This is a genomic window from Cupriavidus sp. 05L310 (assembly GCF_056398185.1).
Genome location: NZ_JBFTOX010000008.1, coordinates 36,535 through 59,375, shown reverse-complemented (window position 1 = coordinate 59,375; position 22,841 = coordinate 36,535). Strand labels below are relative to the sequence as shown.

The 22,841-nt window shown below is 64.8% G+C and carries 22 protein-coding genes and 2 tRNA genes; 12 read left to right on the top strand and 12 right to left on the bottom strand.

Annotation, left to right across the window (positions count from 1 at the left end; genetic code table 11):
- The first annotated feature begins 8 nt into the window (after positions 1-8).
- The 4 genes from moaA (at position 9) to AC1DS6_RS07430 (ending at position 3,537) form a co-directional block, all read left to right on the top strand.
- Positions 9-1,133 carry a GTP 3',8-cyclase MoaA gene (gene moaA, locus AC1DS6_RS07445; protein ID WP_441634726.1) on the top strand — a complete coding sequence of 375 codons (1,125 nt, stop codon included), beginning with the start codon at positions 9-11 and terminating at the stop codon, positions 1,131-1,133.
- A gap of 54 nt (positions 1,134-1,187) precedes the next feature.
- Positions 1,188-1,787: a molybdenum cofactor guanylyltransferase MobA gene (gene mobA / locus AC1DS6_RS07440; protein ID WP_441634724.1), complete on the top strand. Its 600-nt coding sequence runs from the start codon at positions 1,188-1,190 to the stop codon at positions 1,785-1,787.
- Positions 1,788-1,822: 35 nt separating this feature from the next.
- Positions 1,823-3,100 (top strand): molybdopterin molybdotransferase MoeA, encoded by a 1,278-nt coding sequence (gene moeA / locus AC1DS6_RS07435; RefSeq protein ID WP_477102355.1) that lies wholly within the window; start codon positions 1,823-1,825, stop codon positions 3,098-3,100.
- Positions 3,101-3,270: 170 nt separating this feature from the next.
- The gene (locus tag AC1DS6_RS07430) at positions 3,271-3,537 is read left to right on the top strand and encodes a hypothetical protein (RefSeq protein ID WP_043347933.1); all 267 of its coding nucleotides are present in this window, start codon (positions 3,271-3,273) and stop codon (positions 3,535-3,537) included.
- 81 nt (positions 3,538-3,618) lie between these two features.
- On the opposite strand, the gene AC1DS6_RS07425 is transcribed toward AC1DS6_RS07430, so the two are convergent.
- The 6 genes from AC1DS6_RS07425 to AC1DS6_RS07400 all read right to left on the bottom strand — a co-directional run bounded on the left by AC1DS6_RS07425 (position 3,619) and on the right by AC1DS6_RS07400 (position 10,370).
- Entirely contained in the window at positions 3,619-5,106 is a 1,488-nt protein-coding gene (locus tag AC1DS6_RS07425; RefSeq protein WP_477102354.1) for a DNA recombination protein RmuC, read from the bottom strand.
- Positions 5,107-5,193: 87 nt separating this feature from the next.
- Positions 5,194-6,192 (bottom strand): 2-hydroxyacid dehydrogenase, encoded by a 999-nt coding sequence (locus AC1DS6_RS07420; protein WP_441634718.1) that lies wholly within the window; start codon positions 6,190-6,192, stop codon positions 5,194-5,196.
- A gap of 2 nt (positions 6,193-6,194) precedes the next feature.
- A complete protein-coding gene (locus tag AC1DS6_RS07415; RefSeq protein ID WP_441634716.1) occupies positions 6,195-7,634 on the bottom strand; it encodes a sodium:proton antiporter in 1,440 nt (479 codons plus the stop codon).
- Positions 7,635-7,843: 209 nt separating this feature from the next.
- Positions 7,844-8,530, bottom strand: a complete 687-nt coding sequence (locus AC1DS6_RS07410) for a LutC/YkgG family protein (protein ID WP_477102353.1) — start codon at positions 8,528-8,530, stop codon at positions 7,844-7,846.
- Between the two features lie 59 nt (positions 8,531-8,589).
- Entirely contained in the window at positions 8,590-9,768 is a 1,179-nt protein-coding gene (gene pncB, locus AC1DS6_RS07405) for a nicotinate phosphoribosyltransferase (protein ID WP_441634712.1), read from the bottom strand.
- Positions 9,769-9,836: 68 nt separating this feature from the next.
- On the bottom strand, positions 9,837-10,370 hold the full coding sequence (locus tag AC1DS6_RS07400) for a hypothetical protein (protein WP_477102352.1): 534 nt from the start codon (positions 10,368-10,370) through the stop codon (positions 9,837-9,839).
- A gap of 339 nt (positions 10,371-10,709) precedes the next feature.
- Here AC1DS6_RS07400 and fdxA point away from each other — a divergent pair, with 339 nt between their 5' ends.
- The 3 genes from fdxA (at position 10,710) to AC1DS6_RS07385 (ending at position 12,533) form a co-directional block, all read left to right on the top strand.
- The gene (fdxA, locus tag AC1DS6_RS07395; RefSeq protein WP_045235607.1) at positions 10,710-11,033 is read left to right on the top strand and encodes a ferredoxin FdxA; all 324 of its coding nucleotides are present in this window, start codon (positions 10,710-10,712) and stop codon (positions 11,031-11,033) included.
- Between the two features lie 96 nt (positions 11,034-11,129).
- Positions 11,130-12,239, top strand: a complete 1,110-nt coding sequence (locus AC1DS6_RS07390) for an NAD(P)/FAD-dependent oxidoreductase (protein WP_441634707.1) — start codon at positions 11,130-11,132, stop codon at positions 12,237-12,239.
- Positions 12,240-12,457: 218 nt separating this feature from the next.
- Positions 12,458-12,533, top strand: a tRNA-Asn gene (locus AC1DS6_RS07385).
- Positions 12,534-12,622: 89 nt separating this feature from the next.
- Here AC1DS6_RS07385 and AC1DS6_RS07380 read toward each other — a convergent pair.
- The 4 genes from AC1DS6_RS07380 to AC1DS6_RS07365 all read right to left on the bottom strand — a co-directional run bounded on the left by AC1DS6_RS07380 (position 12,623) and on the right by AC1DS6_RS07365 (position 17,628).
- On the bottom strand, positions 12,623-13,519 hold the full coding sequence (locus tag AC1DS6_RS07380; RefSeq protein WP_477102351.1) for a c-type cytochrome: 897 nt from the start codon (positions 13,517-13,519) through the stop codon (positions 12,623-12,625).
- A 97-nt stretch (positions 13,520-13,616) separates the two neighbouring features.
- Positions 13,617-13,898 (bottom strand): hypothetical protein, encoded by a 282-nt coding sequence (locus AC1DS6_RS07375; protein ID WP_045235609.1) that lies wholly within the window; start codon positions 13,896-13,898, stop codon positions 13,617-13,619.
- 234 nt (positions 13,899-14,132) lie between these two features.
- Positions 14,133-16,241 carry an elongation factor G gene (gene fusA, locus AC1DS6_RS07370; protein ID WP_441634703.1) on the bottom strand — a complete coding sequence of 703 codons (2,109 nt, stop codon included), beginning with the start codon at positions 16,239-16,241 and terminating at the stop codon, positions 14,133-14,135.
- A 199-nt stretch (positions 16,242-16,440) separates the two neighbouring features.
- Positions 16,441-17,628: an SDR family oxidoreductase gene (locus tag AC1DS6_RS07365; RefSeq protein WP_441634701.1), complete on the bottom strand. Its 1,188-nt coding sequence runs from the start codon at positions 17,626-17,628 to the stop codon at positions 16,441-16,443.
- Between the two features lie 271 nt (positions 17,629-17,899).
- Here AC1DS6_RS07365 and AC1DS6_RS07360 point away from each other — a divergent pair, with 271 nt between their 5' ends.
- Together AC1DS6_RS07360 and AC1DS6_RS07355 are read left to right on the top strand one after the other, a co-directional pair.
- Positions 17,900-18,634 carry a response regulator gene (locus AC1DS6_RS07360; protein WP_441634699.1) on the top strand — a complete coding sequence of 245 codons (735 nt, stop codon included), beginning with the start codon at positions 17,900-17,902 and terminating at the stop codon, positions 18,632-18,634.
- On the top strand, positions 18,635-19,966 hold the full coding sequence (locus tag AC1DS6_RS07355) for an ATP-binding protein (protein WP_477102350.1): 1,332 nt from the start codon (positions 18,635-18,637) through the stop codon (positions 19,964-19,966).
- 291 nt (positions 19,967-20,257) lie between these two features.
- On the opposite strand, the gene AC1DS6_RS07350 is transcribed toward AC1DS6_RS07355, so the two are convergent.
- Positions 20,258-20,333: transfer RNA gene (locus AC1DS6_RS07350), tRNA-Met, on the bottom strand.
- Between the two features lie 129 nt (positions 20,334-20,462).
- Here AC1DS6_RS07350 and AC1DS6_RS07345 point away from each other — a divergent pair.
- Both AC1DS6_RS07345 and rpsU read left to right on the top strand, forming a co-directional pair.
- Positions 20,463-20,660, top strand: coding sequence for a cold-shock protein (locus AC1DS6_RS07345; protein WP_006158572.1), 198 nt, complete (start codon positions 20,463-20,465; stop codon positions 20,658-20,660).
- 34 nt (positions 20,661-20,694) lie between these two features.
- Complete coding sequence (gene rpsU, locus AC1DS6_RS07340) at positions 20,695-20,907, top strand: 30S ribosomal protein S21 (RefSeq protein ID WP_006158571.1); 213 nt, start codon at positions 20,695-20,697, stop codon at positions 20,905-20,907.
- 280 nt (positions 20,908-21,187) lie between these two features.
- On the opposite strand, the gene AC1DS6_RS07335 is transcribed toward rpsU, so the two are convergent.
- Complete coding sequence (locus tag AC1DS6_RS07335; RefSeq protein ID WP_441634695.1) at positions 21,188-21,721, bottom strand: PaaI family thioesterase; 534 nt, start codon at positions 21,719-21,721, stop codon at positions 21,188-21,190.
- 203 nt (positions 21,722-21,924) lie between these two features.
- Between AC1DS6_RS07335 and nodI the strand changes: the two genes are divergently transcribed.
- Positions 21,925-22,836, top strand: a complete 912-nt coding sequence (nodI, locus tag AC1DS6_RS07330; RefSeq protein ID WP_441634732.1) for a nodulation factor ABC transporter ATP-binding protein NodI — start codon at positions 21,925-21,927, stop codon at positions 22,834-22,836.
- The last annotated feature ends 5 nt before the right edge of the window (positions 22,837-22,841 follow it).

Below are 22,841 nucleotides of genomic sequence, written 5' to 3'. Positions count from 1 at the left end.
CCCAGGCCATGACCGAATCCGTCATTCCCATTTTCGATCTGCGCGACCATCGCTACCGTTCGATGACGCCCAGCATCCCGGACGAGCTCGCCGCCCCGTCCGGACTGGTTGCCGACACCCGCGGCAGGCCGCTGCACGATTTGCGCATCTCGGTCACGGACCGCTGCAATTTCCGTTGCGTGTATTGCATGCCCAAGGAAGTGTTCGACAAGGACTACACCTTCCTGCCGCATTCCGAGTTGCTGAGCTTCGAGGAGATCGAGCGAGCCGCCCGCCTGTTCGTTGCGCACGGCGTGGAGAAGATCCGCCTGACGGGCGGAGAGCCGCTGTTGCGCAAGAACATCGAGAAGCTGGTGGAGATGCTCGCGCGCATCGAGACGGTTTCGGGCAAGCCGCTCGACCTCACCCTCACCACCAATGCTTCGCTGCTTGCCCGCAAGGCGCGCTCGTTGCGCGACGCGGGCCTGTCGCGCGTGAGCGTGAGCCTGGACGCCATCGACGACGCCACCTTCCGCCGCATGAACGATGTCGACTTCGCGGTACGCGACGTGCTGGACGGCATCGAGACCGCCCAGGCTGTCGGCCTGGCGCCGCTCAAGGTCAATATGGTAGTCAAGCGCGGCACCAACGACGCCGAGATCGTGCCGATGGCCGCGCATTTCCGCGGCAGCGGCATCATCGTGCGCTTTATCGAATTCATGGACGTGGGTGCCAGCAACCATTGGCAGATGAATGAGGTGCTGCCCTCCGCCGAGGTGGTGCGCCGCATCGATGAAGCCTTCGCACTCGAAGCCATCCCCGCCAACTACAGCGGCGAGACTGCCGAGCGCTGGCGTTACCGCGACGGCGCCGGCGAGATCGGCGTGATCTCCAGCGTGACCCACGCCTTCTGCGGGGACTGCAGCCGTATCCGCCTGTCGACCGAAGGCCGGCTCTACCTGTGCCTGTTCGCCACCGAAGGCTACGACCTGCGCGCGCTGCTGCGCGGCGGCCACAGCGACCTGGAAATCTCCAATGCCATCGCCGGGGTCTGGCAGGCGCGCACCGATCGTTACTCCGAGCTGCGCAGCGATCCCGCGGTGCGGCAGGCACGTGCCGAGAACAAGATCGAAATGTCTTATATCGGCGGTTGACCACAACCGCCCCGCAGCCGCGCCGGCCAAACCACCAACCTATTCCGTATTCCGATGATTTCACGCGACGACATTACCGGCCTGATCCTGGCCGGCGGCAGGGGCAGCCGCATGGCCGGCACCGACAAGGGCCTGCAGCCCTTCCGCGGCGCGCCCATGGCGATGCATACGCTGATGCGCCTGTCGCCGCAGACGGGCGGCATGCTGATCAACGCTAACCGCAATCTGGCCGCGTATGAGTCCTTCGGCGTGCCCGTGGTCACCGATTCGGTGCCGGACTTCGCCGGTCCCCTGGCCGGCATGCTGGCCGGGCTGGAGCAATGCCAGACGGGCTGGATGCTGAGCGCCCCCTGCGATTCGCCTTTCCTGCCGAGCGACCTGGCTGCGCGCCTGGCGAGCGCGATCGACGAGCAAGGCGCGGAGATGGCCATCCCGGTTACCATCGACGCGGACGGCCGCCGGCAAGCCCAGCCGGTGTTTTGCCTGATGCCGGTCACCGCGCACGATAGCCTGCTGGCTTTCCTCAACGGCGGCGGCCGCAAGATCGAAACCTGGGCCGCCTCTCATCGCCTGGCCGAAGTCCTGTTCGACGACGCCGGCGCCTTCGCCAATATCAATACCCTGGACGAGTTGCGCACGCTGGAAGCGCGCTGAACAACCAAGCCAGGCCGCTGCCCCGGGAACGGTCCATGCCATCACTACATTCCGTCATTTCCTGCCTGTCCGACTACGATCCCGGCGCGTTGCCGGTGGCGCAGGCCAACCAGATCATCGGCGAGGTGGTCGAGCCCGTACGTGGGACCGAGCAGCTCGCCATCCGCTCGGCGCTCGACCGCGTGCTCGCCGAGGACATCATCTCCACGCTGGACGTCCCGGCGCACGATAACTCCGCCATGGACGGTTATGCGTTTGCCAGCGGCGATCTTGCCGCCGGCGGCGATATCACGCTGACGGTGGTCGGCAGCGCCTTCGCCGGCACAGCATGCGAGCAGCCGGTCGCGCGCGGGCAGGCGGTACGCATCATGACGGGCGCCATCATGCCGGCCGGCTGCGATACCGTGATTCCCCAGGAATTCGTCGAGGCGCATGGCGAACAGGTTCGCTTTGACGCCCGCGCGGTGCGTGCCGGCGACAACCGCCGCCTGCGAGGCGAAGACCTCGCCATCGGCCAGCCGGCGCTGGCCGCCGGACGCATCCTGCAACCGGCGGACCTCGGGCTGCTGGCTTCGCTGGGCGTTGCCGAGGTCAAGGTGTGCCGCCGCCTGCGCGTGGCCTTCTTCTCCACCGGAGACGAGTTGCGCTCGATCGGCGAGCCGCTCGACGCCGGCTGCGTCTACGACTCCAACCGCTATACGCTGCATGGCATGCTGCGGCGGCTCAACGTGGACCTGATCGACATGGGCGTGGTACGGGACGACCCCGAAGCCCTCGAGGCGGCGTTTCGCTCCGCTTGCGAAAACGCCGATGCGGTCATTACGTCCGGCGGCGTGTCGGTGGGCGAAGCCGACTACACCAAGCAGATCATGGCCCAGCTGGGTGATGTGACCTTCTGGAAGATCGCCATGCGCCCAGGCCGGCCGATGGCCTTCGGCCGCATCGTCTCCCATGGCCGCGAGGCGTTGCTGTTCGGCCTGCCGGGCAATCCGGTGGCGGTGATGGTGACGTTCTATCACTTTGTGCGGGCTGCGCTGCACCGGCAAATGGGTGCGAAAGTGGCGCCCCTGCCGCTGATGCGCGTGCGCAGCGCGCAGCCGATCCGCAAGAAGCCAGGCCGCACCGAGTACCAGCGCGGCATCCTGGCCCCAGCGCCGGATGGCGGCTGGCAAGTGAGCATTACCGGCCAGCAGGGCTCGGGCGTGCTGCGCTCGATGAGCGAGGCCAATTGCTTTATCGTGCTCGGCCACGAGCAAGACATGGTGGCGGCCGGCGACGAGGTGGAAGTCATGCTGTTCGACGGGCTGCTGTAAAGCTTGCCACGGTACGTTGGCCGCACCTTTGTGTCGTTTTTGCGCAGCAGTTTTGCCGGCGTTTAGCAAGCAGATCGGCGGTTTTCCTTACCCCGCGAGTGCCGGACTATGCGCCGCCTCCCCCAACCGATACACTTGCGCAACATTACTTTGCTACTACCCAAGCTGTCATGAATCAGGAGATTGCCTACCTCCACCCGGTCAAAACCGCCCGCGCGCTCGTGCTCGTGTACCTGTGCTTTTCGGTACCCATCGTCTCGCTTGGGCTGTTCGTGGCTTTCATCCGCTATGGCGACCTGCCCGGCATCACCGTCTTCACGGCACTGATTCTCAATGCGCTGATCGGCTTCGGCCTGCTCTGGCTGGCCTGCAAGGCCTACAACTGGGTGGCCGCGCGTTTCGGCGGCATCGAGGTGACGATTCGGGACCTGCCCTGAGTTGCCTGCTCCCAAAGTAAAAAAGCGCATCGATTCGATGCGCTTTTTTTCAATCTGCGGCGCCACCGGCCTCCCCGCTCCTCAGCCCGCTTCACCCTCTTGACGTTCTTGCGCCGCTTCGTCCGGCACGGCAGCAAGGCCGAGCAACGCTTGCGCGTTTTCTCCCGGCAGAGCCTCCACCGTGCGCAGCTTGCGCTCCATCTGGCGCGTGCGCACTTCGGCCTGCTCGATGTTGCGGGCGGCACGCTCCAGCGTGTCCCGGGTCTTGGCCAGGACATCGCCAAACTTGCCGAACTCGGTCTTGACCGCGCCGAGCACCTCCCACACTTCGCTTGAGCGGCGCTCGAGCGCGAGTGTACGAAATCCCATCTGCAGGCTGTTGAGCAGGGCGGCCAGCGTGGTCGGCCCCGCTACCGTCACGCGGTAATTGCGTTGCAGCAGGTCCGCCAGCCCGGGCCTCCGCAAGACCTCGGCGTACAAACCCTCAGTGGGCAGGAAGAGGATGGCGAAGTCAGTGGTGGCAGGCGGCGATACATATTTCTCGGAAATCGTCTGTGCCTCGCGCTTGATCGCCACTTCCAGCTCGCGCCCTGCCAGGGCCACGCCGTCGACATCGCCACGCTCCTGTGCGTCGAGCAGGCGTTCGTATTGCTCCTTCGGAAACTTGGCGTCGATTGGCAGCCAAACCTGCCCGCCGGCGGCATCCTTGCCCGGCAGGCGAATCGCGAACTCCACACGCGCCCCGGTATTGCGGACCGTCTCGACGTTCTTGGCGTATTGCTCGGCAGTCAGCATCTGCTCGAGCAGCATCTCCAGTTGCACTTCGCCCCAGGTCCCGCGCGATTTCACGTTGGTCAGCACCCGCTTGAGATCGCCCACGCCTTGCGCCAGCGCCTGCATTTCGCCCAGGCCGCGATGTACCTGTTCGAGCCGGTCCGACACCAGCTTGAAGGATTCGCCAAGCCGCTGTTCGAGCGTGGCGTGCAGCTTCTCGTCGACGGTGCGGCGCATTTCCTCGAGCTTGGCCGAGTTATTCGCCTCGATTTCCTTGAGCCGCTGTTCCAGCGTGGTGCGCACTTCGCCCAGGCGGCGCTCGTTGCCTTCGGACATTTGCGCCAGCTGCTGCTGCAGCATGTCGCCAAAGCGGCGCAGCGCGCTGCCCTGCTCGTCACGTGCCTGCTGGCCCTGCTGCAGCAGGCTTTGCCTGACCTGCTCCAGTTGCTGGACATTGGACTCGGTCAGCTTGGCAAGCTGCTGCGCGAACATGTCGATCTGGTTGTTCTGCAGCGTGGCGATGCTGGTAAGTTGCGAAGACAACGTCTGCTGGAAACGCATCATCTGCTGGCCGGCCTCGCCGCGGCCGACGCGCGCGCTCTCCGTGACCTCCGTGCGCAATTCGCGCTCCAGGCGCTCATTGCCGCGCGCGCCTTCGGCTCGCAGTTCGGCGAGCTGGCGCAGCAGTTCCAGGCTGGCGGTCTCCGGTGCAACGCGTGGCCGCAGCAACAGCACCGCCAGCAGCAGCACGGCTATCAGCGCAAGAGCCAGGGTCAAAAGGGGAATCAGGGTCATGAAAGTCTGAAGTACGCAAAAAGCCATGCCGCGCCGGCAAGCTGGAGAGACCAGCGCGCAGGCGGCACGACGCGTGCAGCGAGAGGATCAGCGGCGGTGCGCCATCACCTCGGGATTGATCAATGAAGGCGGACGGCCTGCCTGCGGGCCTGCATTGAGCGCAGCGATCAGGTTATCGGCGGCGAGATCCGCCATGGCGCGACGGGTCTTCTCCGAGGCGCTGGCAATGTGCGGGGTCAGCACAACGTTAGGCACGGTCAGCAGGCCGGGATGGACCTGCGGCTCGCCTTCGAACACGTCGAGGCCCGCGGCGAAGATGCGGCGCTCGCGCAGCGCCTCGGCCAGCGCGGCGTCGTCTACCACGCCGCCGCGTGCCAGGTTGACCAGCGTGGCCGACGGCTTCATTTGCGTCAGTTCGGCGGCGCCGATGCTGTGATGGCTCTGCGCGCTATACGGCAGCACCAGCAGCAGGTGATCGGATTGCGCAAGCAATTCCGTCTTGCTGACATAGCGCGCATTGAGCGCGCGCTCGGTCTCCTCCGGCAGGCGGCTGCGGTTGTGATAGAGCACGGACATGCCAAACCCCGCAGCGCGGCGCGCCAGCGCCTGGCCGATGCGGCCCATGCCAAGGATGCCGAGCGTGCTGCGGTACAGGTCCATGCCGAGGAACATGTCGTAGCTCCACCGCTCCCACTTGCCGGCGCGCAGCCAGTGCTCGGATTCGGTCACGCGGCGCGCAGTGGCCATCAGCAGGGCCCAGCCAAAATCGGCGGTGGTTTCCGTCAGTACATCGGGCGTGTTGGTCGCCACGATGCCGGCGGCGGTCAGTGCCGGCACATCGAGGTTGTTGTAGCCGACGGCCATATTGCAGACCGCGCGCAGCGCCGGCAGTCCGGCCACCAGTTCGCCATCGATACGATCCGCGGCATTGGCCAGCACGCCGGACTTGCCCACGAGGCGTTGCCTGAGCGCGGCGCCATCGAGCGCCACGTCCTGCTGGTTGCTGTCGACGTCGAAATATTGCGCGAGCCGGTCGATCACTTCCGGAAAGACGGCGCGGGTTACGAGGATGGAAGGCTTGGTCATGCTCACACGCGGAAGAAGATAAAGGTCATCACCAGGAACAGCGGCACCAGCACGCAGATCGACCACAGCATATAGCCGAAGAAGCTGGGCATGCGCACACCGCGGCTTTCGGCAATCGCCTTGACCATCAGGTTGGGCGCGTTGCCGATATAGGTATTGGCGCCCATGAACACCGCGCCGGCCGAGATCGCCGCAAGCGTCGAAGCGTTGCGCGTCATCAGCGTGGCCGGGTCGCCGCCGGCCGTATTGAAGAACACCAGGTAGGTCGGCGCATTGTCCAGGAAGGACGACAGGATGCCCGTGGCCCAGAAATACATGCTGTCGATGGGCTGGCCGCCCGCGTCGCTCACCAGACGGATCACGCCGGCGAAGGCGCCGTCCGTGCCAGCCTTGAGCATGGCGATCACCGGGATGATGGTAAGGAAGATGCCGGCGAACAGCTTGCCCACTTCCAGGATCGGCTCCCAGTTGAACTCGTTGCCGGTGCGCGCGGTGACAGGCGTGATCAACAGGGACACCAGCGCCACCGCCACCAGCATCACGTCGCGCACCACCGTCTGCAGGCCGACGTGGGTTCCCATCACGTCGAACTCGATGCCTGGTTTCCACAGCCCGCTCATCAGCACCAGCCCCACCACCGCCAGCAGCAGCACGAAATTACGCTTGCCCTCGATGCGGACGCCCGGCGAGTCCGGCGTGGGATCGGCCGCCGCCGGCAGCTCCTCTTCCTTGTTCAGGTAGTAGTAGCGATCGACGAAATAGAAGATCACCAGCAGCGCCCCGCAGACAAAGAGCGTCTCGGGCAGGATATTGCGCAGGGTCCAGAAGAAGTCCACGCCCTTGAGGAAGCCCAGGAACAGCGGCGGATCGCCCAGCGGCGTCAGCGCGCCGCCCGCATTGGCTGCCAGGAAGATAAAGAACACCACCACGTGCGCCACATGCCTGCGGTTGTCGTTGGCGCGCAGCAATGGCCGGATCAGCAGCATGGCGGCGCCGGTGGTGCCCATCAGGCTGGCAAGCGCGGTACCGAGTGCGAGCAGGCCGGTGTTCAGGCGCGGCGTGCCGTGCAGGTTGCCGCGCACGCAGATGCCGCCGGCCACGATGTAGAGCGCGGCGATCAGCGCGATAAAGGGAATGTACTCGGACAGCAGCGCATGCACGGCGTTGGCGGCCGCGGCATGCACACCAAATGCCTGCGCGAACGGTACCAGGAACACCAGTGCCCAGCCGGCGATGATCTTGCCGTAATGGTGGTGCCAGAAACGCGGCGCGATCAGAGGGAACAGCGCGATCGACAGCAATGTGCCGGCAAACGGCAAGGCCCACATCGGCGACAGCGTGGCGCCTTCGAGATCGGCGGCGCTGGCAAGATTGGGCAGAAGGGTGAGCAACAGCAGGGCCAGCGAAGGTAGCGGTGGCAGCAGTGCTAGGGCACGTCGCATCGGGCGGGATCTCCTTGTTTCGGATGGCTGCACCCGAGACTGGCAGCAGCCGCGGGCGGAGAAAGCGCACGAGCCCGCTCAGCCCGCCCAGCGGGCCACGGGCACGCGGCGAGGCCCTCAAGTGTAAAGCAATCGCCGCAGGATTCAGCCCATTTCGGCCGCCCTGCCCCTGCGGCTCGGAGCGATCGCTGGTGCGGGCGGGAAGCTGCTCAGTCCCGCTCGACGAGGATCACGTGCACACGGTAAGGCCCGTGCGCGCCCAGCACGATGGTTTGCTCGATGTCGCCGGTGCGCGAAGGGCCGCTGATGATGTTGGTAGCACGGGGCAACTCCCCGCGCTCGCTGCGCATCAGCGCGAACGCATCTTCCATCCCGTCGACGATGCGGGAGGCCGGCACCACCGCGATATGCGTCTCCGGCAGCAGCGCGGCCGAAGCGAACGTCTGCGGACCGGACAGCAGCATCAGCGAACCGGTCTCGGCAATCGCGCAAAAGCAGCCGGTGATGCCGACCATGTCACCGTGGTCGTGATCGGCCTGGACATCGCGTACCGGCGGGCGGCACTCCACCGCCAATCCCTGCGCATGCCAGTCCAGCGCGCCCAGGCTATCCCAGGCGACAGCGCGACGCAGCAGGCCCAGGCTGTCCAGGTAACGCGACGCAGCGGCCGGCACATCGGCCAGCGCGGCCACCCGCTCGACCGTGGAAGCCATTTTCTGCGCCTGTTCCTGGAAGGCTTCGATGCGCTGCGCCGGCGCCGGCGGCCGGGGACCGGCGGGATGGCGCGCGAGGTAATCGGCTACCGCCGCGCGCTCGCCGTTGCTGACCCCGGGGGCGCGGCCCTGTGCGGCGCGGATACGGGCAAAGATACGATCGCGGGCGGAAGTGGTATCCATGGCTTGCTTTCCGATATGTCCGAGGGTTGGATGCGTGGGAATCAGATGGCTTCGCACAGTCAGGCTGGCGCCTGGACGCCGAACACGTGCCGCAGGTACGTCAGGTAGGCCGGGTCATCGCACATGGTCTTCTCGGGCGTATCGGACAGCTTGGCTACCGGCTGTCCATTGCAGCGCGTCATCTTGATCACGATTTGCAGCGGCGTGTAGCCGAGATCGTTGGTCAGGTTGGTGCCCACCCCGAACGCCAGCCGGCAGCGTCCGCCGAAGCGCTCGCACAGCTCGATTACGCGTGGGATGTCGAGGCTGTCGCTGAAGATCAGCGTCTTGCCCAGCGGGTCGACGCGGCTGGCGGCGTAATGCGCCAGCATGCGCTCGCCCCAGGCAAAGGGATCACCCGAATCGTGGCGCACGCCGTCGAACAGCTTGCAGAAATAGAGATCGAAGTCGCGCAGGAAGGCATCGAAGCCGTAGGTGTCGGACAGCGCGACGCCGAGGTCGCCGCGGTACTCCTTGGCCCAGACCTCGAGCGCGAACACCTGCGAATCTCGCAGGCGCGGCCCCAGTGCCTGGCAGGCCTGCAGGTATTCATGCGCCATGGTGCCCAACGGGGTCAAGTTGTGCATGCGCGCGAAATGAACATTGCTGGTGCCGGCCAGTTGCGGGCCCAGCACCCTGCGCATGGTCTGCAACACCTCTTCCTGCCAGTCGCGCGAGAAGCGGCGGCGCGAGCCGTAGTCGGCAATCACGCAGTCGGCGTGGGCCGGCATCTTCAGCAAGGCCAGCTTGTCTTCCAGGCGCCGGCGCCCTTCGGCCCAGTCCGGTTGCGGCTGGGTGCGGCGGAAATAGACCTCGTTGACGATGGCCAGCAACGGCACCTCGAACAGGATGGTATGCAGCCAGGGCCCGCGGATGGTGATCTCGATCTCGCCGCTGCCGGGGGCGGCGGGCGCGATGTTTACGTATTTCTCGTTCAGGTGGAACAGGCCGAGGAAGTCGACGAAATCGCTCTTGATGAAGCGCAACTCGCGCAGGTACTGGAGTTCCTCCGGCGTAAAGCGAAGCTGGCACAACTGCGCCACCTCGTCGCGGATCTCGTCCACGTAAGGGGTCAGGTCGACCCCCACGTTGCGGCACTTGAAGCGGTATTCGACCTGTGCGGCGGGGAAGTGATGCAGCACCACCTGCATCATGGTGAACTTGTACAGATCGGTGTCGAGCAATGAGGTAATGATCATGTCGGGCCAGACGGCAGTGCCGAGTCAGTGCGACATGCTAACCGAAAGTGCGGCGGGCGATGGCCGGATCATGCGCCGTCAAGAAAAGGATCGGGCTGACGGCCACGGGCGCTGCCGCGCAGGCACCACAAGACTTGCCCGCGGTAGCCTGGGCAGCCGACCAGCGTCGCCTGCGCCCGGGGCACGGCGGCGGGAAGCGGCTCCGCGAAGGCCGCCGAGCGGGCTGTAATGCGCTCCTGGTAGACCCGCTCGGATCCGCGGCGGAATACCAGTACCTGGACCGGCGCGCCGCGCTCCGGCTGCAGCTCGGCGTCGCATGGCAGGAAACCGGCCTGGCCGCAGTTGGCCATGACCTCCCCAGCGGGTTCGATCACCACGCCGAAATCATCCCAGTCGAAACGGGCCAGCGAGGTGAGCGAGACTGGCTGGTCGCTCATCATGCGCCAGGCCATCAGGCGGGCCACCACGCTATCCGGCGGGCCGGCCTTTGCCAGCGTCTGCGCATGCGCGGCTGACATGGCCAGCGCCGCCAGGCAAAGCAAGGCGGCCGCCATACGGCTCGAACGGCTGCCGCGCGGCAGCTCCCGGACTGATATTGGCATGGCGCACTCCTCAGGTAAGCGCGCGGCGATACCGCGCGCGCAGGCCCGTCCAGCTTACAACGCCGTCGCGGCAACGGCCAGAAGAGCACATTAGCGGGTGCATCCCTGGCTGTCTTGGATCAAATGCACATAAAGAAATAAGAAAACTATCTTATCCGGCTATATAGAGCCGCTACCCTTGCGGAAAGGCTCAGCTACAATATCGGTCTTTGAAAGGCCACGGCCAGCGCTCGCGCCGCGTATGGTGAACCCACTGGAAACCCCACCGGCGTGACGAGCACGGCACAACAGGCCTAACAACATTCCCATCGAAGCCGATCCCGTTTTTCTGGAACCGAAATGACTCACGTTGTCACCGAATCCTGCATCCGTTGCCGCTATACCGACTGCGTTGACGTGTGTCCGGTCGATTGTTTCCGCGAAGGCCCCAACTTCCTCGCCATCGACCCGGATGAGTGTATCGATTGCGCGGTGTGCGTGGCGGAATGCCCGGTCAACGCGATCTACGCCGAAGAAGACGTGCCGGCCGACCAGCAGCAGTTCATCGACCTGAACGCCGAACTGGCTCGCAACTGGCCGTCCATCACCAAGACCAAGGCGCCGCTGGCCGAAGCCGAGGAATGGAAGGACACAGCCGAAAAGCTGCAATACCTGCAGCGCTGAAAAGACCTAAAAAAGACAGGTCAGAAAGCCGTCCCCACCCACGCGCTTTCCCGTAATGCCGGGCACGCCTGTGCCCCACAACGTATCAGGACGAATATGGACTTGAGTATCCCCAACCCCGTTGCCGACGCCACCCACCACGTTGCCACAGGCAACGGCGGCGGCGGCCAGCCGCTGGAAATCGACGCGCTGATCGTCGGCGCCGGCCCGGTCGGACTCTTCCAGGTTTTCGAACTGGGCCTGCTCGAAATCAAGGCGCACGTGATCGACTCCCTCAAGGTGGTCGGCGGCCAGTGCGTGGAGCTCTACCCGGACAAGCCCATCTACGACATCCCGGCCGTGCCCATCTGCACCGGCCAGGATCTGACCGACAACCTGCTCAAGCAGATCGAGCCGTTTGAGCCGACCTTCCACCTGGGCCAGGAAGTCGCCGTGGTGGAGCGCCGCGAAGACGGCCGCTTCTTCGTCGAGACCTCGCTGGGAACCCGCTTCATCACCAGGACCATCTTCATCGCCGCGGGCGTGGGCTCGTTCCAGCCGCGCACGGTCAAGGTGGATGGCATCGACAAGTTCGACGGCAAGCAGCTGTTCTACCGCGTCAAGGATCCGAGCCGTTTCCACGGCCGCAACCTCGTCATCGTCGGCGGCGGAGACTCCGCGCTGGACTGGACGCTGGACCTGGCCGGCAAGGCCGAGTCGGTGGTGATGATCCATCGCCGCGACGGCTTCCGCGCCGCGCCCGCCTCCGTCGCCAAGATGAAGGAATTGTGCGAGCAGATGGAGATGCAATTCGTCGTGGGCCAGATCAGCGGCTACGAGGAAAAGGATGGCCTGCTGACCGAGATCAAGGTGACGGGCGCAGACGGCGTCACGCGCCGCCTGCCGCTGGACGACCTGCTGGTGTTCTTCGGCCTGTCGCCCAAGCTCGGACCCATTGCGGAGTGGGGCCTGGACCTTGAGCGCAAGCAGATCAAGGTGGACACGGAGAAGTTCGAGACGAACATCCCCGGCATCTTCGCGGTAGGCGATATCAATACCTACCCCGGCAAGAAGAAGCTGATCCTCTCGGGCTTCCACGAGGCCGCGCTGGCCGCCTTTGGCGCCGCGCCTTATATCTTCCCCGAGAAGAAGATCCACATGCAGTACACCACTACCTCGCCGAAGCTGCACAAGATCCTCGGCGTCGATTCGCCGGTGTTCGACTAAGCCGGGCGCCGCGCCGCGCAGGTGGACGCAGCAAGCGTCAAAAAAATCGCCCTCCGGGGCGATTTTTTATGGCACAGACCCAAAACACCACCTATAATGTGGCCCTGCCTCAGATCACCGGGGTGGAACCAGAAGTTTCGCAGCACCGGCAGTAAAAAATTACTGCACAGATGTTGACGAATAAAAGAGAAACTGGTTACAATCCTTTTCTCAGCTGTTCCCTGATAGCTCAGTTGGTAGAGCGACGGACTGTTAATCCGCAGGTCGCTGGTTCGAGCCCAGCTCGGGGAGCCAAAGAATGTGAAAGGCCCGCAAGAAATTGCGGGCCTTTTCCATTTTTACGGCGCCATTTGTACCGCGGGAATCCCCTCCCGGCGCCGCGCTCAGCGGCTCGCACTCTGCGCTGGCAGCGCCTTCAAATGCAGGTAGAGAGCGCCCAGGTCGACATCGTCCATGCGCCCAAACGAATCGAACGGCATGACCCGGCTGACCGGCGACCCGTCCGGACGCAAGCCGCTGCGCATCATGCCGACGAACTTCTCCGGCGCGTCATAGCGCGCCATCGCACTGCCCGCGGGAGTCAGGTCGGCGGCCGGCGGCCAGTCTGGCGGCGCCCCGGGGATCTTGCCGCCGCGCAAGCCTGCGCCGTGGCAGCCGAGGCAGGCATTCGCCACGTAAGCGCCGTACTCCGGCGATACCGTAGCGGTCATCGGCCGCGCGGGCGGCAACCCATGATCGATCTTCTCGGCGGCATCCTTGACGAGGCCAAACCCATATAACGCCCGGACCATCCATGGGAGCCGCACCTCCGCCACCACGCCCGGCACCGGCGGCAAGCTGCGGACATAGGCAACAAGCGCACCCAGGTCGTCATCACTGAGGCGGTTGTAGTCCTCGCTTGGCATCACCATCAGAGCTCGCCCCGACGGGGCCACGCCATGGCGGATAGCCCGCACCCAATCCGCTTCCCGATAGCGCCCGATGACGGCGCTGCCGCTGGTCAAGTTGGGCGCGCGCACATACAGGCCGCCAGGATCGTCGATAAAGACACGGCCCTTGCCGCTGGCGCCGTGGCAATCCATGCAACCCCGCGATTCATACAGGTACTTGCCTCTCGCCAGCGCCTGGGCATCGTCGCGATAAGCCAGGGACACGACGGGCACGCTCACGATGCGCGCGCCCTTTCGCTCCCCTGCCAGCACGCCCACCAGCACCACGCCCGCCGCCAGGACGCAGACGCCCGTCAACGACCACAGCCCAATCCGGATCATGCGCTTCATTGCAGTCTCCCCACTGCCCGAAGCGCCCTTTATGCGCCATCCGCCCCACACGCGTCTGTGCCCTCGCCAACAGATGCGGCGCGCGAGCCTGCGGTGGCTATGCCCGCGCCTGCCTCGGTGCCTGCCCGAACAAGCCGCACTCGAGGTCGCTCTCGAACTCCCCGATCCAGCCCGGACCCTCGCTTGCGTCATACATGCTCTGGGCCTCCGTCGCCAGCCGCCGGACACTGACCTGCCGCCGCCTCACGCCGCCATTGGCCGGCTCGGAACCCTCGTCCTTGATCTCGAAGTCTTCCGGAGCGAAGCCGAGCCGTTCGCAGAGGGTTACAACCTCGCGTTGCTCATCGGCGGGAAATTGAGGAAACAAATGCTTAGCCATCGCACTCTCCCATCGAGTCGGACGGATGCCGCGAGGCGCGCGGCTGCGCAGGGCGTGACACATGGGCCGCCCCGACCTTGCCGCGGCTTGCCCGCGGCAAATCCAAACCGGCCGCATGGACGGCCGCAAATGACACGCGCCATTTCAAGCCTGCGGCACAAGCGGCAAGCGAAAGACGGCGCATCGATCCCATTGCCCCGCACAGCCTCCCAGGGGGCAATGGGCCACCGCAAGCTAGCGCGTGTGCCGGCTGTTGATGACCGCTTCGGCCACGCTCGCCGGTGCTTCCGTGTAGTGCTTGAATTCCATCGTGTAAGTGGCGCGCCCCTGGGTCAGCGAACGCAGCGACGTCGAGTAGCCAAACATGGTGGCCAGCGGCACCTCCGCGCGCACCAGCTTGCCGCCGCCGCCCGCGATATCCTCCATGCCATGCACGATGCCCCGGCGCGAGGACAGGTCGCCCATCACGTTGCCGGTGAATTCTTCCGGCGTTTCCACTTCCACCGACATCATCGGCTCGAGCAGGATCGGCTTGGCGCGGCGCATGCCTTCCTTGAATGCCATCGAGCCCGCCATACGGAAGGCATTCTCGTTCGAATCGACGTCGTGATAGGAGCCGAATACCAGCGTGGCTTTCACGTCCACCACCGGGTAGCCGGCCAGCACGCCCGATGCCAGCGTTTCGCGGATGCCCTTGTCGACGGCGGGAATGAATTCGCGCGGCACCACCCCGCCCTTGATGGCGTCGACAAACTCGTAGCCCTTGCCCGGCGCCTGCGGCTCCAGATCGAGCACCACGTGGCCATACTGGCCGCGCCCGCCTGACTGCTTGACGAACTTGCCTTCGACGTCCTTCGCTGCCTGCTTGATGGTCTCACGATATGCCACCTGCGGCTTGCCGACCGATGCCTCCACGCCGAACTCGCGCCGCATCCGGTCCACCAGGATCTCAAGGTGCAACTCGCCCATACCCGAGATAATGGTCTGGCCCGATTCCTCATCGGTATGCACGCGGAACGACGGGTCTTCCTGCGCCAGGCGATTCAGCGCCAGGCCCATCTTTTCCTGGTCGGCCTTGGTCTTGGGCTCGACCGCCTGGGAGATCACCGGATCCGGGAAGCTCATGCGCTCAAGGATGATCACATGGTCGGGGTCGCACAGGGTGTCGCCGGTGGTGGCCTCCTTGAGCCCGACCGCCGCGGCAATATCGCCCGCGCGCACTTCCTTGATTTCGCTGCGCACGTTGGCATGCATCTGCAGGATGCGCCCGAGCCGCTCCTTCTTTTCCTTGAGCGGGTTGTACACCGTGTCGCCCGAATTCACCACGCCAGAGTAGACGCGGAAGAAGATCAGTTGCCCGACGAAGGGGTCGGTCATGATCTTGAATGCCAGGGCGGCGAACGGTTCGTCGTCATTGGGATGGCGCTCCGCCTCCTTGTCGTCCACGGTGTGGCCGAGAATCGCGGGCACGTCCGCCGGCGACGGCAAGTAGTCGATCACCGCGTCGAGCAGCGTCTGCACGCCCTTGTTCTTGAAAGCGCTGCCGCACAGCATCGGCACGATCTCGTTGGCGACGGTGCGCTTGCGCAGGGCAGCCTTGATCTCGTCTTCCGTCAGCGGCTCGCCGCCGAGGTATTTGTGCAGGAGTTCATCGCTGGCCTCCGCCGCGGCCTCGACCATCTTCTCGCGCCATTCCCTGGCGACCTCCAGCAGTTCGGGCGGTACCTCGCGATACTCGAAGTGAAGCCCCTGGCTGGTGTCGTCCCAGACGGTGGCCTTCATCTTGACCAGGTCGATCACGCCCTGGAAACCATCCTCGGCGCCGATCGGCACCTGGATCGGCACCGGCGTGCCCTTGAGCCGGTCGGCAATCTGCGATCGCACCCGGAAGAAATCCGCGCCGACGCGATCCATCTTGTTGACGAAGGCGATACGCGGCACCTTGTACTTGTTCGCCTGGCGCCAGACGGTTTCCGACTGGGGCTGCACGCCGCCCACCGCGTCGTAGACCATGCAGGCGCCATCGAGCACGCGCATGGAACGCTCCACCTCGATGGTGAAGTCCACGTGTCCGGGAGTGTCGATGATATTGATGCGATGTTCAGGATAATTGCCGGCCATCCCCTTCCAGAACGCCGTGGTGGCGGCCGAGGTGATGGTGATGCCGCGCTCCTGCTCCTGCTCCATCCAGTCCATGGTAGCCGCACCGTCATGGACCTCGCCGATCTTGTGATTGACCCCGGTGTAGAACAGGATGCGCTCGGTGGTGGTGGTCTTGCCGGCGTCGATGTGCGCGCTGATACCGATGTTCCGATAGCGCTCGATGGGGGTTTTGCGGCTCACGGTGATCTCCTGTTGGGTATCACTCAAAAGAGTAACACTTCTACAGGCGCCGCATCGTACGGCACGCCACGGGCGGCGTGCCGGGCAGGTTCGACAGTTGAAGCAGTCGGCGAAGCCGGGTTGGCGAAATGCAGCCGCCGCAGACAAGTACCGCCTGAATCACGTCACCAGAGCATGACGAACGTGGAGCGCGCGGCAATCATGACTTGAAGTCCCAGCTCATTTGTTCAAGGATGCCAACCCCGCGCGAGGTACGCATGCACTCGCTGACGTAATCGGTAATCGACAACGGCTCGAAATTGATCTCCTCCCGGATGCGCCGGTTGTCGAACACATAGCCGAGTTCGGCAAAGCCCGCATACAGCCGCAGGGCACGTTCGATCAGGCGGCGGTTGCTGATGCGCTCGGTACGCGCCACATCCAGCGCCAGGGCCGGAAGCTCGCTGGCCGGGCACTTGCGGTAAGCCGGCGCGTCCTCGCTCGCGGCGGCCTCATCCATGGCGGCTACCACCTGCGCGATGGTCGGTGCGCGCGCGCCCGCAGAAAGATGGTAGGCATCGAAGCGCAGGCCGGGCTTGACCGCCAGCCGCAACAAGGCCTGCGCGCAGTCGTCCGCCGAGATCACGTCGATGCGGGTATGCGGGCCGGCGGTATAGCGGCGCGCCTGGTGGATGATCCGGAACAGCCAGAAGATGCTGGCCGACGGCTGCGTGCCCAGCACGGTGTGCCCGACCACGATGGAGGGCCGCGCCACCACCAGCGGCAGGTCCGGCAGGCTTCGGCGCAGCAGCACCTCCACTTCCTGCTTGCTGCGCGTGTAGGGCACCAGGTGGCTGGTGTCGTCATGCCCGGCATCCTGCTCCGAAACCCTGGTACCGCGCTGCGTGCCGCAAGCCATCGCGGTACCGACATGGACAAAACGCCGCAGGGCGGTACTGCCGGCAAAGCGAGAGGCAAAGCGCAGCGTGTCTCGCACGTTGATGCGCGTGACCTGCGGGTCTGTCGAGAACGAGGCCATCGCCGCGCAGTTGATCACCTGCGAGACACCTGACAGCCGAGCCACGACGGCGGGCGGGAAATCGCTGTCCAGCGCGCCGAGCAGCACGTTATCCTCCGTGAGCCAGTTCACGCGGCTGCGCAGCAGGCCGCACTGGACGGCGTTCTCGCGCAGGCGTGCCAGCGCGTCTGCCGTATCGCTGCCCCGCACCAGGCAGAGCAAGCGCCGCGCAAGGCCGGCATTGATGGCGGCCACCATCACATTGCCGCCGATAAAGCCGGTGGCGCCGGTCAGTAACAGGCTGTCGACGCCGGGCAGGCGTATGTCGCAGACATGCGGCCGGACAGCAAGATCCCGCGCTGCCGGGCTGGCGTGCCAATCCCACATCATGGCGCTCTCCTCAGAAGGCGTAGTTGACCGGACTCATGCCGAAACGCGCTGGCTTGCCTGGCGCTTGCCCCTGTTGTCTTGTTTGCTGTTCCACCGATGCTCCGCCTTGATGTCGAAGCACGCAGATTAGGGACGGCACGCCGCGATGTCTGTCCTGAAATAGAGCGAAATCTTCTTCAAATGTGCAAATTTGTCCGGAAGCGTCTCCGGCCCCCAACGCGGGCCGCTGGCCGGATAGAATCGGCGTTTTTCGGCCCCTGGGAAGCCTGTCATGAACGACGCCATGGCCAAGTACAAGGTATTGCTGGTCGAGGACGATGACCGCCTTGCGCAACTTGTCAGCGAGTACCTGAGCAATTACGAGTTCACGGTGGAGGTGGTGCGGCGCGGCGATATCGCGGTAGCGGCCGTCCAGGCCCACCGGCCCGCCCTGGTCATCCTCGATCTGATGCTCCCCCACATGGACGGCATGGAAGTCTGCCGCGGCATTCGCGCCTTCTCGCGCGTGCCCGTGCTGATCCTGACTGCGCGCGTGGACACCTACGACCAGGTGGCGGGGCTGGAGATCGGCGCCGACGACTATGTGGTCAAGCCCATCGAGCCCAGGCTGCTGGTAGCGCGGGCCCGCGCCCTGCTGCGGCGCGCCGCCGCCGAGCGGGTCGCCGTGCCCGCCACGCCAATGCAAAGGGACCACGAACTAGTATTCGGCGCGCTGGTGATTTCACCGCCTAACCGGCAGGTCACCTGGCGCGGACAGGAAGTGGACCTGAAGACCACCGAGTTCAACCTGCTGCTGATCCTGGCACGCGCCGCCGGCACCGTACTGAGCCGCGACGACATCCTCAAGGAGCTGCGCGGCATCGAATTCGACGGCATCGACCGGACCGTCGACTCTGGCATCTCCCGGCTGCGCCGCCGCTTCGAGGACGCTTCGCCCGAGCCGCACAAGATCAAGACCATCTGGGGCCGCGGCTACTTGTTCAGCCCATCGGCATGGGAGGAATGAATGGTCCGCTCGCTACTGAAGCTCTATTTGCTGGTGATGCTGGCTGCCGCCGCGGCGGTGGTCGCCATCAACTACACCTTCATTCCGCTGTTCCACGAGCAATTCACCGAGAGCGAACGCGTGAATCGTCAGGGTTATGCGTTCGTCCTGTCCGAATACCTCGCCCAGCACCCGGGCGAGTTGCGCAAGGGCGCGCTGGAAAAGCTCCAGGCGCATGCGCTCGAACGGTTCAAGCTGGCCGACGCCGCCGAACTGAGCCGGCTGGATGCGCGCCAGCGCCAGGATATCGCCGACGGCAAGCTGGTGCTGAGCTACGATGCCAAGGACTATTACCTGCCGCTGCGCGACGGGCAGGTACTGCATGCGCACAGCGTGGACGTGGACAATACCAACGTCGACGTGGTGGCCTATGCATTGATTGCTTTCGCCACGCTGCTCTCGATCGTGGCATGGGTCTGGTACCACTGGCGCGACCTGGACAAGCTGCAGCAGGCGGCCAGGGATTTCGGCCGCGGCAAGCTGTCAACCCGCGCCGACCTGCCCAGGCGCTCCAATATCTCGGAGCTGGCAATGCAATTCAATGAAATGGCGGAGCAGATCGAAGCGTCGATCGTGCACCAGCGGGAAATGATGCACGGCATCTCGCACGAGCTGAAGACACCGATCGCCCGGCTTGAATTTGGCATTGCGCTGTTGCAGTCGGCCGGCGCCGGCGAGGAAGAGCAGGCACGTCAGGCCCAGCGCCTGGAAGACCTGCGCCGCGACGTGCGCGAGCTTGATGAACTGGTCACCGAGTTGCTGACGCTCGGCCAGCTCGAGCAGGGTGCGGCCCCGATGATGCTGATGCGGGTTTCGGTCGGCGAGCTGATCGACAGCGTGGCGGCCAGCGTCGCCAACGAGGTGGCCGACCACAAGCTGACCCTGTCCGTGCTCGCCAGTGGTCCCCTGCCACACCACGTCTGCGATCCTCGGCTGGTGGCGCGGGCGCTCCTCAACCTGTGCCGCAACGCCACCCGCTATGCGCGCAGCGCCATCCAGTTGCGCGCCGAGACGGATGCCGCTGGCACCCTGTGCCTGACGGTGGAGGACGACGGGCCCGGCGTGGTGCCGGAGGAACGCGCCCGCATTTTCGAGCCTTTCCATCGGCCGGATTCCAGCCGCAATCGGCACACGGGCGGCTTCGGCCTGGGGCTGGCCATCGTGCGGCGCATCGCGCTGCTGCATGGCGGCCAGGTCGGGCTGGACAGCGGCAGTGCAGGGGGGGCGCGATTCGTGATCACGTTGCCCGCCATGGATGAGCCAGCCGTTGCCGTCAGCGCGCAGGCGGCTTGAAGGGGCTTGAGGAGATGCGTAATGAAACGTCCGGAACCCACAAATCCCTCGCCTGCGGAAGGCCGCCCATGAAGTGGTCGACGATCGCGGCCGTGGTGCTTTCCTGGGTGGGCGCCTGTGCGGCGGCGGGCTGGCTGGCGATGGTCTGTGCCTGATGGCGCCTGATGGCGCCTGTTGGCACTTGTTAGCACTGACTGATACGTGTAGACGTCCCGGTGACGCAAAAGGCGCAGGCACGCAAAACAAAAAAGCCCGCCGGACTACTGGCGGACTTTTGAGTAGAATATCGCCTGGTTGCGGGGGCAGGACTTGAACCTGCGACCTTCGGGTTATGAGCCCGACGAGCTGCCAACTGCTCCACCCCGCGTCAGAGGGGCGTACTATACGCCACTCTCGTGGATTTGCAAAGCGTTTTCAGCAAGCTTTCTTGACAGCGTTTACGTAAACGTGTAAAAGCAAGTGGGCGCATTCTTTGCGCTCAAAAAAGGATTTTTCCATGGAAACTGGTACCGTCAAGTTCTTCAACGCCCAGAAGGGTTTTGGCTTCATCACCCCGGACGCTGGTGGCAAGGACTTGTTCGTCCACATCTCTCAGGTTCGCGGGGGTGCTCCGCTGCAAGATAACCAGCGAGTGCAATACCAGTCGCAACAGGGCAAGAAGGGTCCTGAAGCGGCCAATGTTTCCCCCGTTTGAACCCGCCGCTTTGCGGCAATGCTAAAGGACAGAATTGACTAAGATCGTCTTGAAACCCGGTGAGCCCGTTGAAGTTGCAATGCGGCGTTTCCGTAGGGCCATCCTCCAGACCGGCCTGATCGTTGAACTCAAGAGCCGTACCGCTTACGAGAAGCCCACGACCGAGCGCAAGCGCAAGAAGAAAGCCGCGGAATCGCGCCTTCGCAAGCGTCTGCGCATGCAGATGCTGCCGAAGAAGATGTACTGATTTCGGCACCGCAAGCGGCGAACGCGCTCAGACGCGATCTGCCGCCGGCTGCATAAAATCCGCCAGCCACGCCTGGCGGATTTTGTCGTTTTAGCAGCGCCGTTGGCTGTCGGGCCCTTAACGGGCCCGACATTCGTCGACCGGCCCTGATACCGCCCTGCCCATCTTTCCGCCAGGATCGAGTACGGCCGGCGAAATGCATGCGTACGTCTTTAGCGCATGGTGCTATTCCCTTCCGCCTTGCCCCCCCCCTTGCATTCATGCGTAGCTGTTGCCCGCATCAGCCTGCCGGCATTGGGAATACCAGGCAGGTTGTGGTGGCGTAAGCGTACAGCTTACCCTGCGTGTCGATGATGCGGCCCTCGGCAATGCCGATCTGCGTGGTCAGGCTGATGACCTTGCCCTCCGCGCGGATCGGACCGGTCTTGGTAGTCAGCGGGCGCACATAATTCACCTTCAGTTCCAGGGTGGTATAGCCCTTGCCCGCCGGCAACATGGTGTGGACAGCGCAACCCACGCAGGAATCGAGCAAGGTCGCGGCGTAGCCGCCGTGCACGCTACCGATCGGGTTGTAATGCTGCGCGCCGGGTGTGCCCTGGAATACGAAGCGCCCTGCCTCGAACTCCACAGGGACGAAGTCCATCAGTTGCGCGATCGGCGCGCCCGGCAGCTTGCCGGCCATCATATCCTCGAAAAACTGCAGCCCGGCACGCTCGCTCAACTGCGCCAGCGTCGCCACGCCGGGCTCGCCCAGCCGCGCACGCGCGACGCGCTCAGCTTCCTGCCACTGGGCCAGTGTGTCTTGCGCACTCATTGTCTTGTCTCCATGGTTTGCTTCGGTTCGTTGTCTTGCGCTCCTGCCCTCTCGGCCAGTTCCCTGGCCATGCGCTGCGGCAGCGAACCGGCAAGATAACCGCATCCGCGAATTCTTGCTGCAATGCGCCACAAAGCATCCGCGCCACTGCCTGCATAATGGCGGATATTGCGCCCGTGGCGCACCTCACCCTCGTTCCTGCCTTGACTGCCATTCTCGAACTACGCAATGTAAGCAAGCAATACGGCGAAACGGTCGTGGTCGACGATCTCAGCCTGAGCGTGCAACGCGGCCAGTGCTTCGGCCTGCTGGGCCCGAACGGGGCCGGCAAGACCACCACGCTGCGCCTGCTGCTGGGCCTGACCACGCCGGCCTCGGGGACGCTCACGCTATGCGGCGAGCCAATTCCGGAGCGCGCGCCGCAGGCCCGCATGCGCGTGGGCGTGGTACCGCAGTTCGACAACCTCGACCCCGACTTCACCGTGGTGGAGAACCTGCGCATCTTTGGCCGCTACTTCGGCCTGGAGCGCGCCGAAATCGAACGCCGCGTGCCCGCACTGCTGGAGTTCGCACGGCTCGAAAGCCGTGCCGGGGCGCAAGTGCGGGACCTCTCGGGCGGCATGCGCCGGCGCCTGACGGTGGCGCGCGCGCTGATCAACGACCCCGACCTGCTGGTGATGGACGAGCCCACCACCGGGCTCGACCCCCAGGCGCGCCACCTGATCTGGGAACGCCTCAAGTCGCTGCTGGCCAGCGGCAAGACCATCCTGCTGACCACGCACTTCATGGAGGAGGCCGAGCGCCTGTGCAACTACCTGTGCGTAATCGACAGCGGCCGCAAGATCGCCGAAGGCAAGCCGCATGAATTGATCGACAGCCAGATCGGCTGCGATGTGGTGGAAGTGTATGGCGACAACCTCGCCCCCTTGCGCGGCGAACTGCACCCGCTCGCAACGCGTACCGAGATGAGCGGCGAGACGCTGTTCTGCTATGTGAAGGAACCGGCGCCGCTGCTGGCCGCCCTGCATGGCCGGACCGGCGTGCGTTACCTGCATCGACCCGCCAACCTGGAAGACGTCTTCCTCAAGCTGACTGGCCGCGAGATGCGCGACTGACCCGG

Excerpts from the sequence above, each read along its gene's own strand:
- moaA (WP_441634726.1), top strand. The coding sequence starts at position 9 with ATGACCGAATCCGTCATTCCCATTTTCGATCTGCGCGACCATCGCTAC.
- mobA (WP_441634724.1), top strand. The coding sequence starts at position 1,188 with ATGATTTCACGCGACGACATTACCGGCCTGATCCTGGCCGGCGGCAGG.
- moeA (WP_477102355.1), top strand. The coding sequence starts at position 1,823 with ATGCCATCACTACATTCCGTCATTTCCTGCCTGTCCGACTACGATCCC.
- AC1DS6_RS07430 (WP_043347933.1), top strand. The coding sequence starts at position 3,271 with ATGAATCAGGAGATTGCCTACCTCCACCCGGTCAAAACCGCCCGCGCG.
- AC1DS6_RS07425 (WP_477102354.1), bottom strand. The coding sequence starts at position 5,106 with ATGACCCTGATTCCCCTTTTGACCCTGGCTCTTGCGCTGATAGCCGTG.
- AC1DS6_RS07420 (WP_441634718.1), bottom strand. The coding sequence starts at position 6,192 with ATGACCAAGCCTTCCATCCTCGTAACCCGCGCCGTCTTTCCGGAAGTG.
- AC1DS6_RS07415 (WP_441634716.1), bottom strand. The coding sequence starts at position 7,634 with ATGCGACGTGCCCTAGCACTGCTGCCACCGCTACCTTCGCTGGCCCTG.
- AC1DS6_RS07410 (WP_477102353.1), bottom strand. The coding sequence starts at position 8,530 with ATGGATACCACTTCCGCCCGCGATCGTATCTTTGCCCGTATCCGCGCC.
- pncB (WP_441634712.1), bottom strand. The coding sequence starts at position 9,768 with ATGATCATTACCTCATTGCTCGACACCGATCTGTACAAGTTCACCATG.
- AC1DS6_RS07400 (WP_477102352.1), bottom strand. The coding sequence starts at position 10,370 with ATGCCAATATCAGTCCGGGAGCTGCCGCGCGGCAGCCGTTCGAGCCGT.
- fdxA (WP_045235607.1), top strand. The coding sequence starts at position 10,710 with ATGACTCACGTTGTCACCGAATCCTGCATCCGTTGCCGCTATACCGAC.
- AC1DS6_RS07390 (WP_441634707.1), top strand. The coding sequence starts at position 11,130 with ATGGACTTGAGTATCCCCAACCCCGTTGCCGACGCCACCCACCACGTT.
- AC1DS6_RS07380 (WP_477102351.1), bottom strand. The coding sequence starts at position 13,519 with ATGAAGCGCATGATCCGGATTGGGCTGTGGTCGTTGACGGGCGTCTGC.
- AC1DS6_RS07375 (WP_045235609.1), bottom strand. The coding sequence starts at position 13,898 with ATGGCTAAGCATTTGTTTCCTCAATTTCCCGCCGATGAGCAACGCGAG.
- AC1DS6_RS07365 (WP_441634701.1), bottom strand. The coding sequence starts at position 17,628 with ATGATGTGGGATTGGCACGCCAGCCCGGCAGCGCGGGATCTTGCTGTC.
- AC1DS6_RS07360 (WP_441634699.1), top strand. The coding sequence starts at position 17,900 with ATGAACGACGCCATGGCCAAGTACAAGGTATTGCTGGTCGAGGACGAT.
- AC1DS6_RS07355 (WP_477102350.1), top strand. The coding sequence starts at position 18,635 with ATGGTCCGCTCGCTACTGAAGCTCTATTTGCTGGTGATGCTGGCTGCC.
- AC1DS6_RS07345 (WP_006158572.1), top strand. The coding sequence starts at position 20,463 with ATGGAAACTGGTACCGTCAAGTTCTTCAACGCCCAGAAGGGTTTTGGC.
- AC1DS6_RS07335 (WP_441634695.1), bottom strand. The coding sequence starts at position 21,721 with ATGAGTGCGCAAGACACACTGGCCCAGTGGCAGGAAGCTGAGCGCGTC.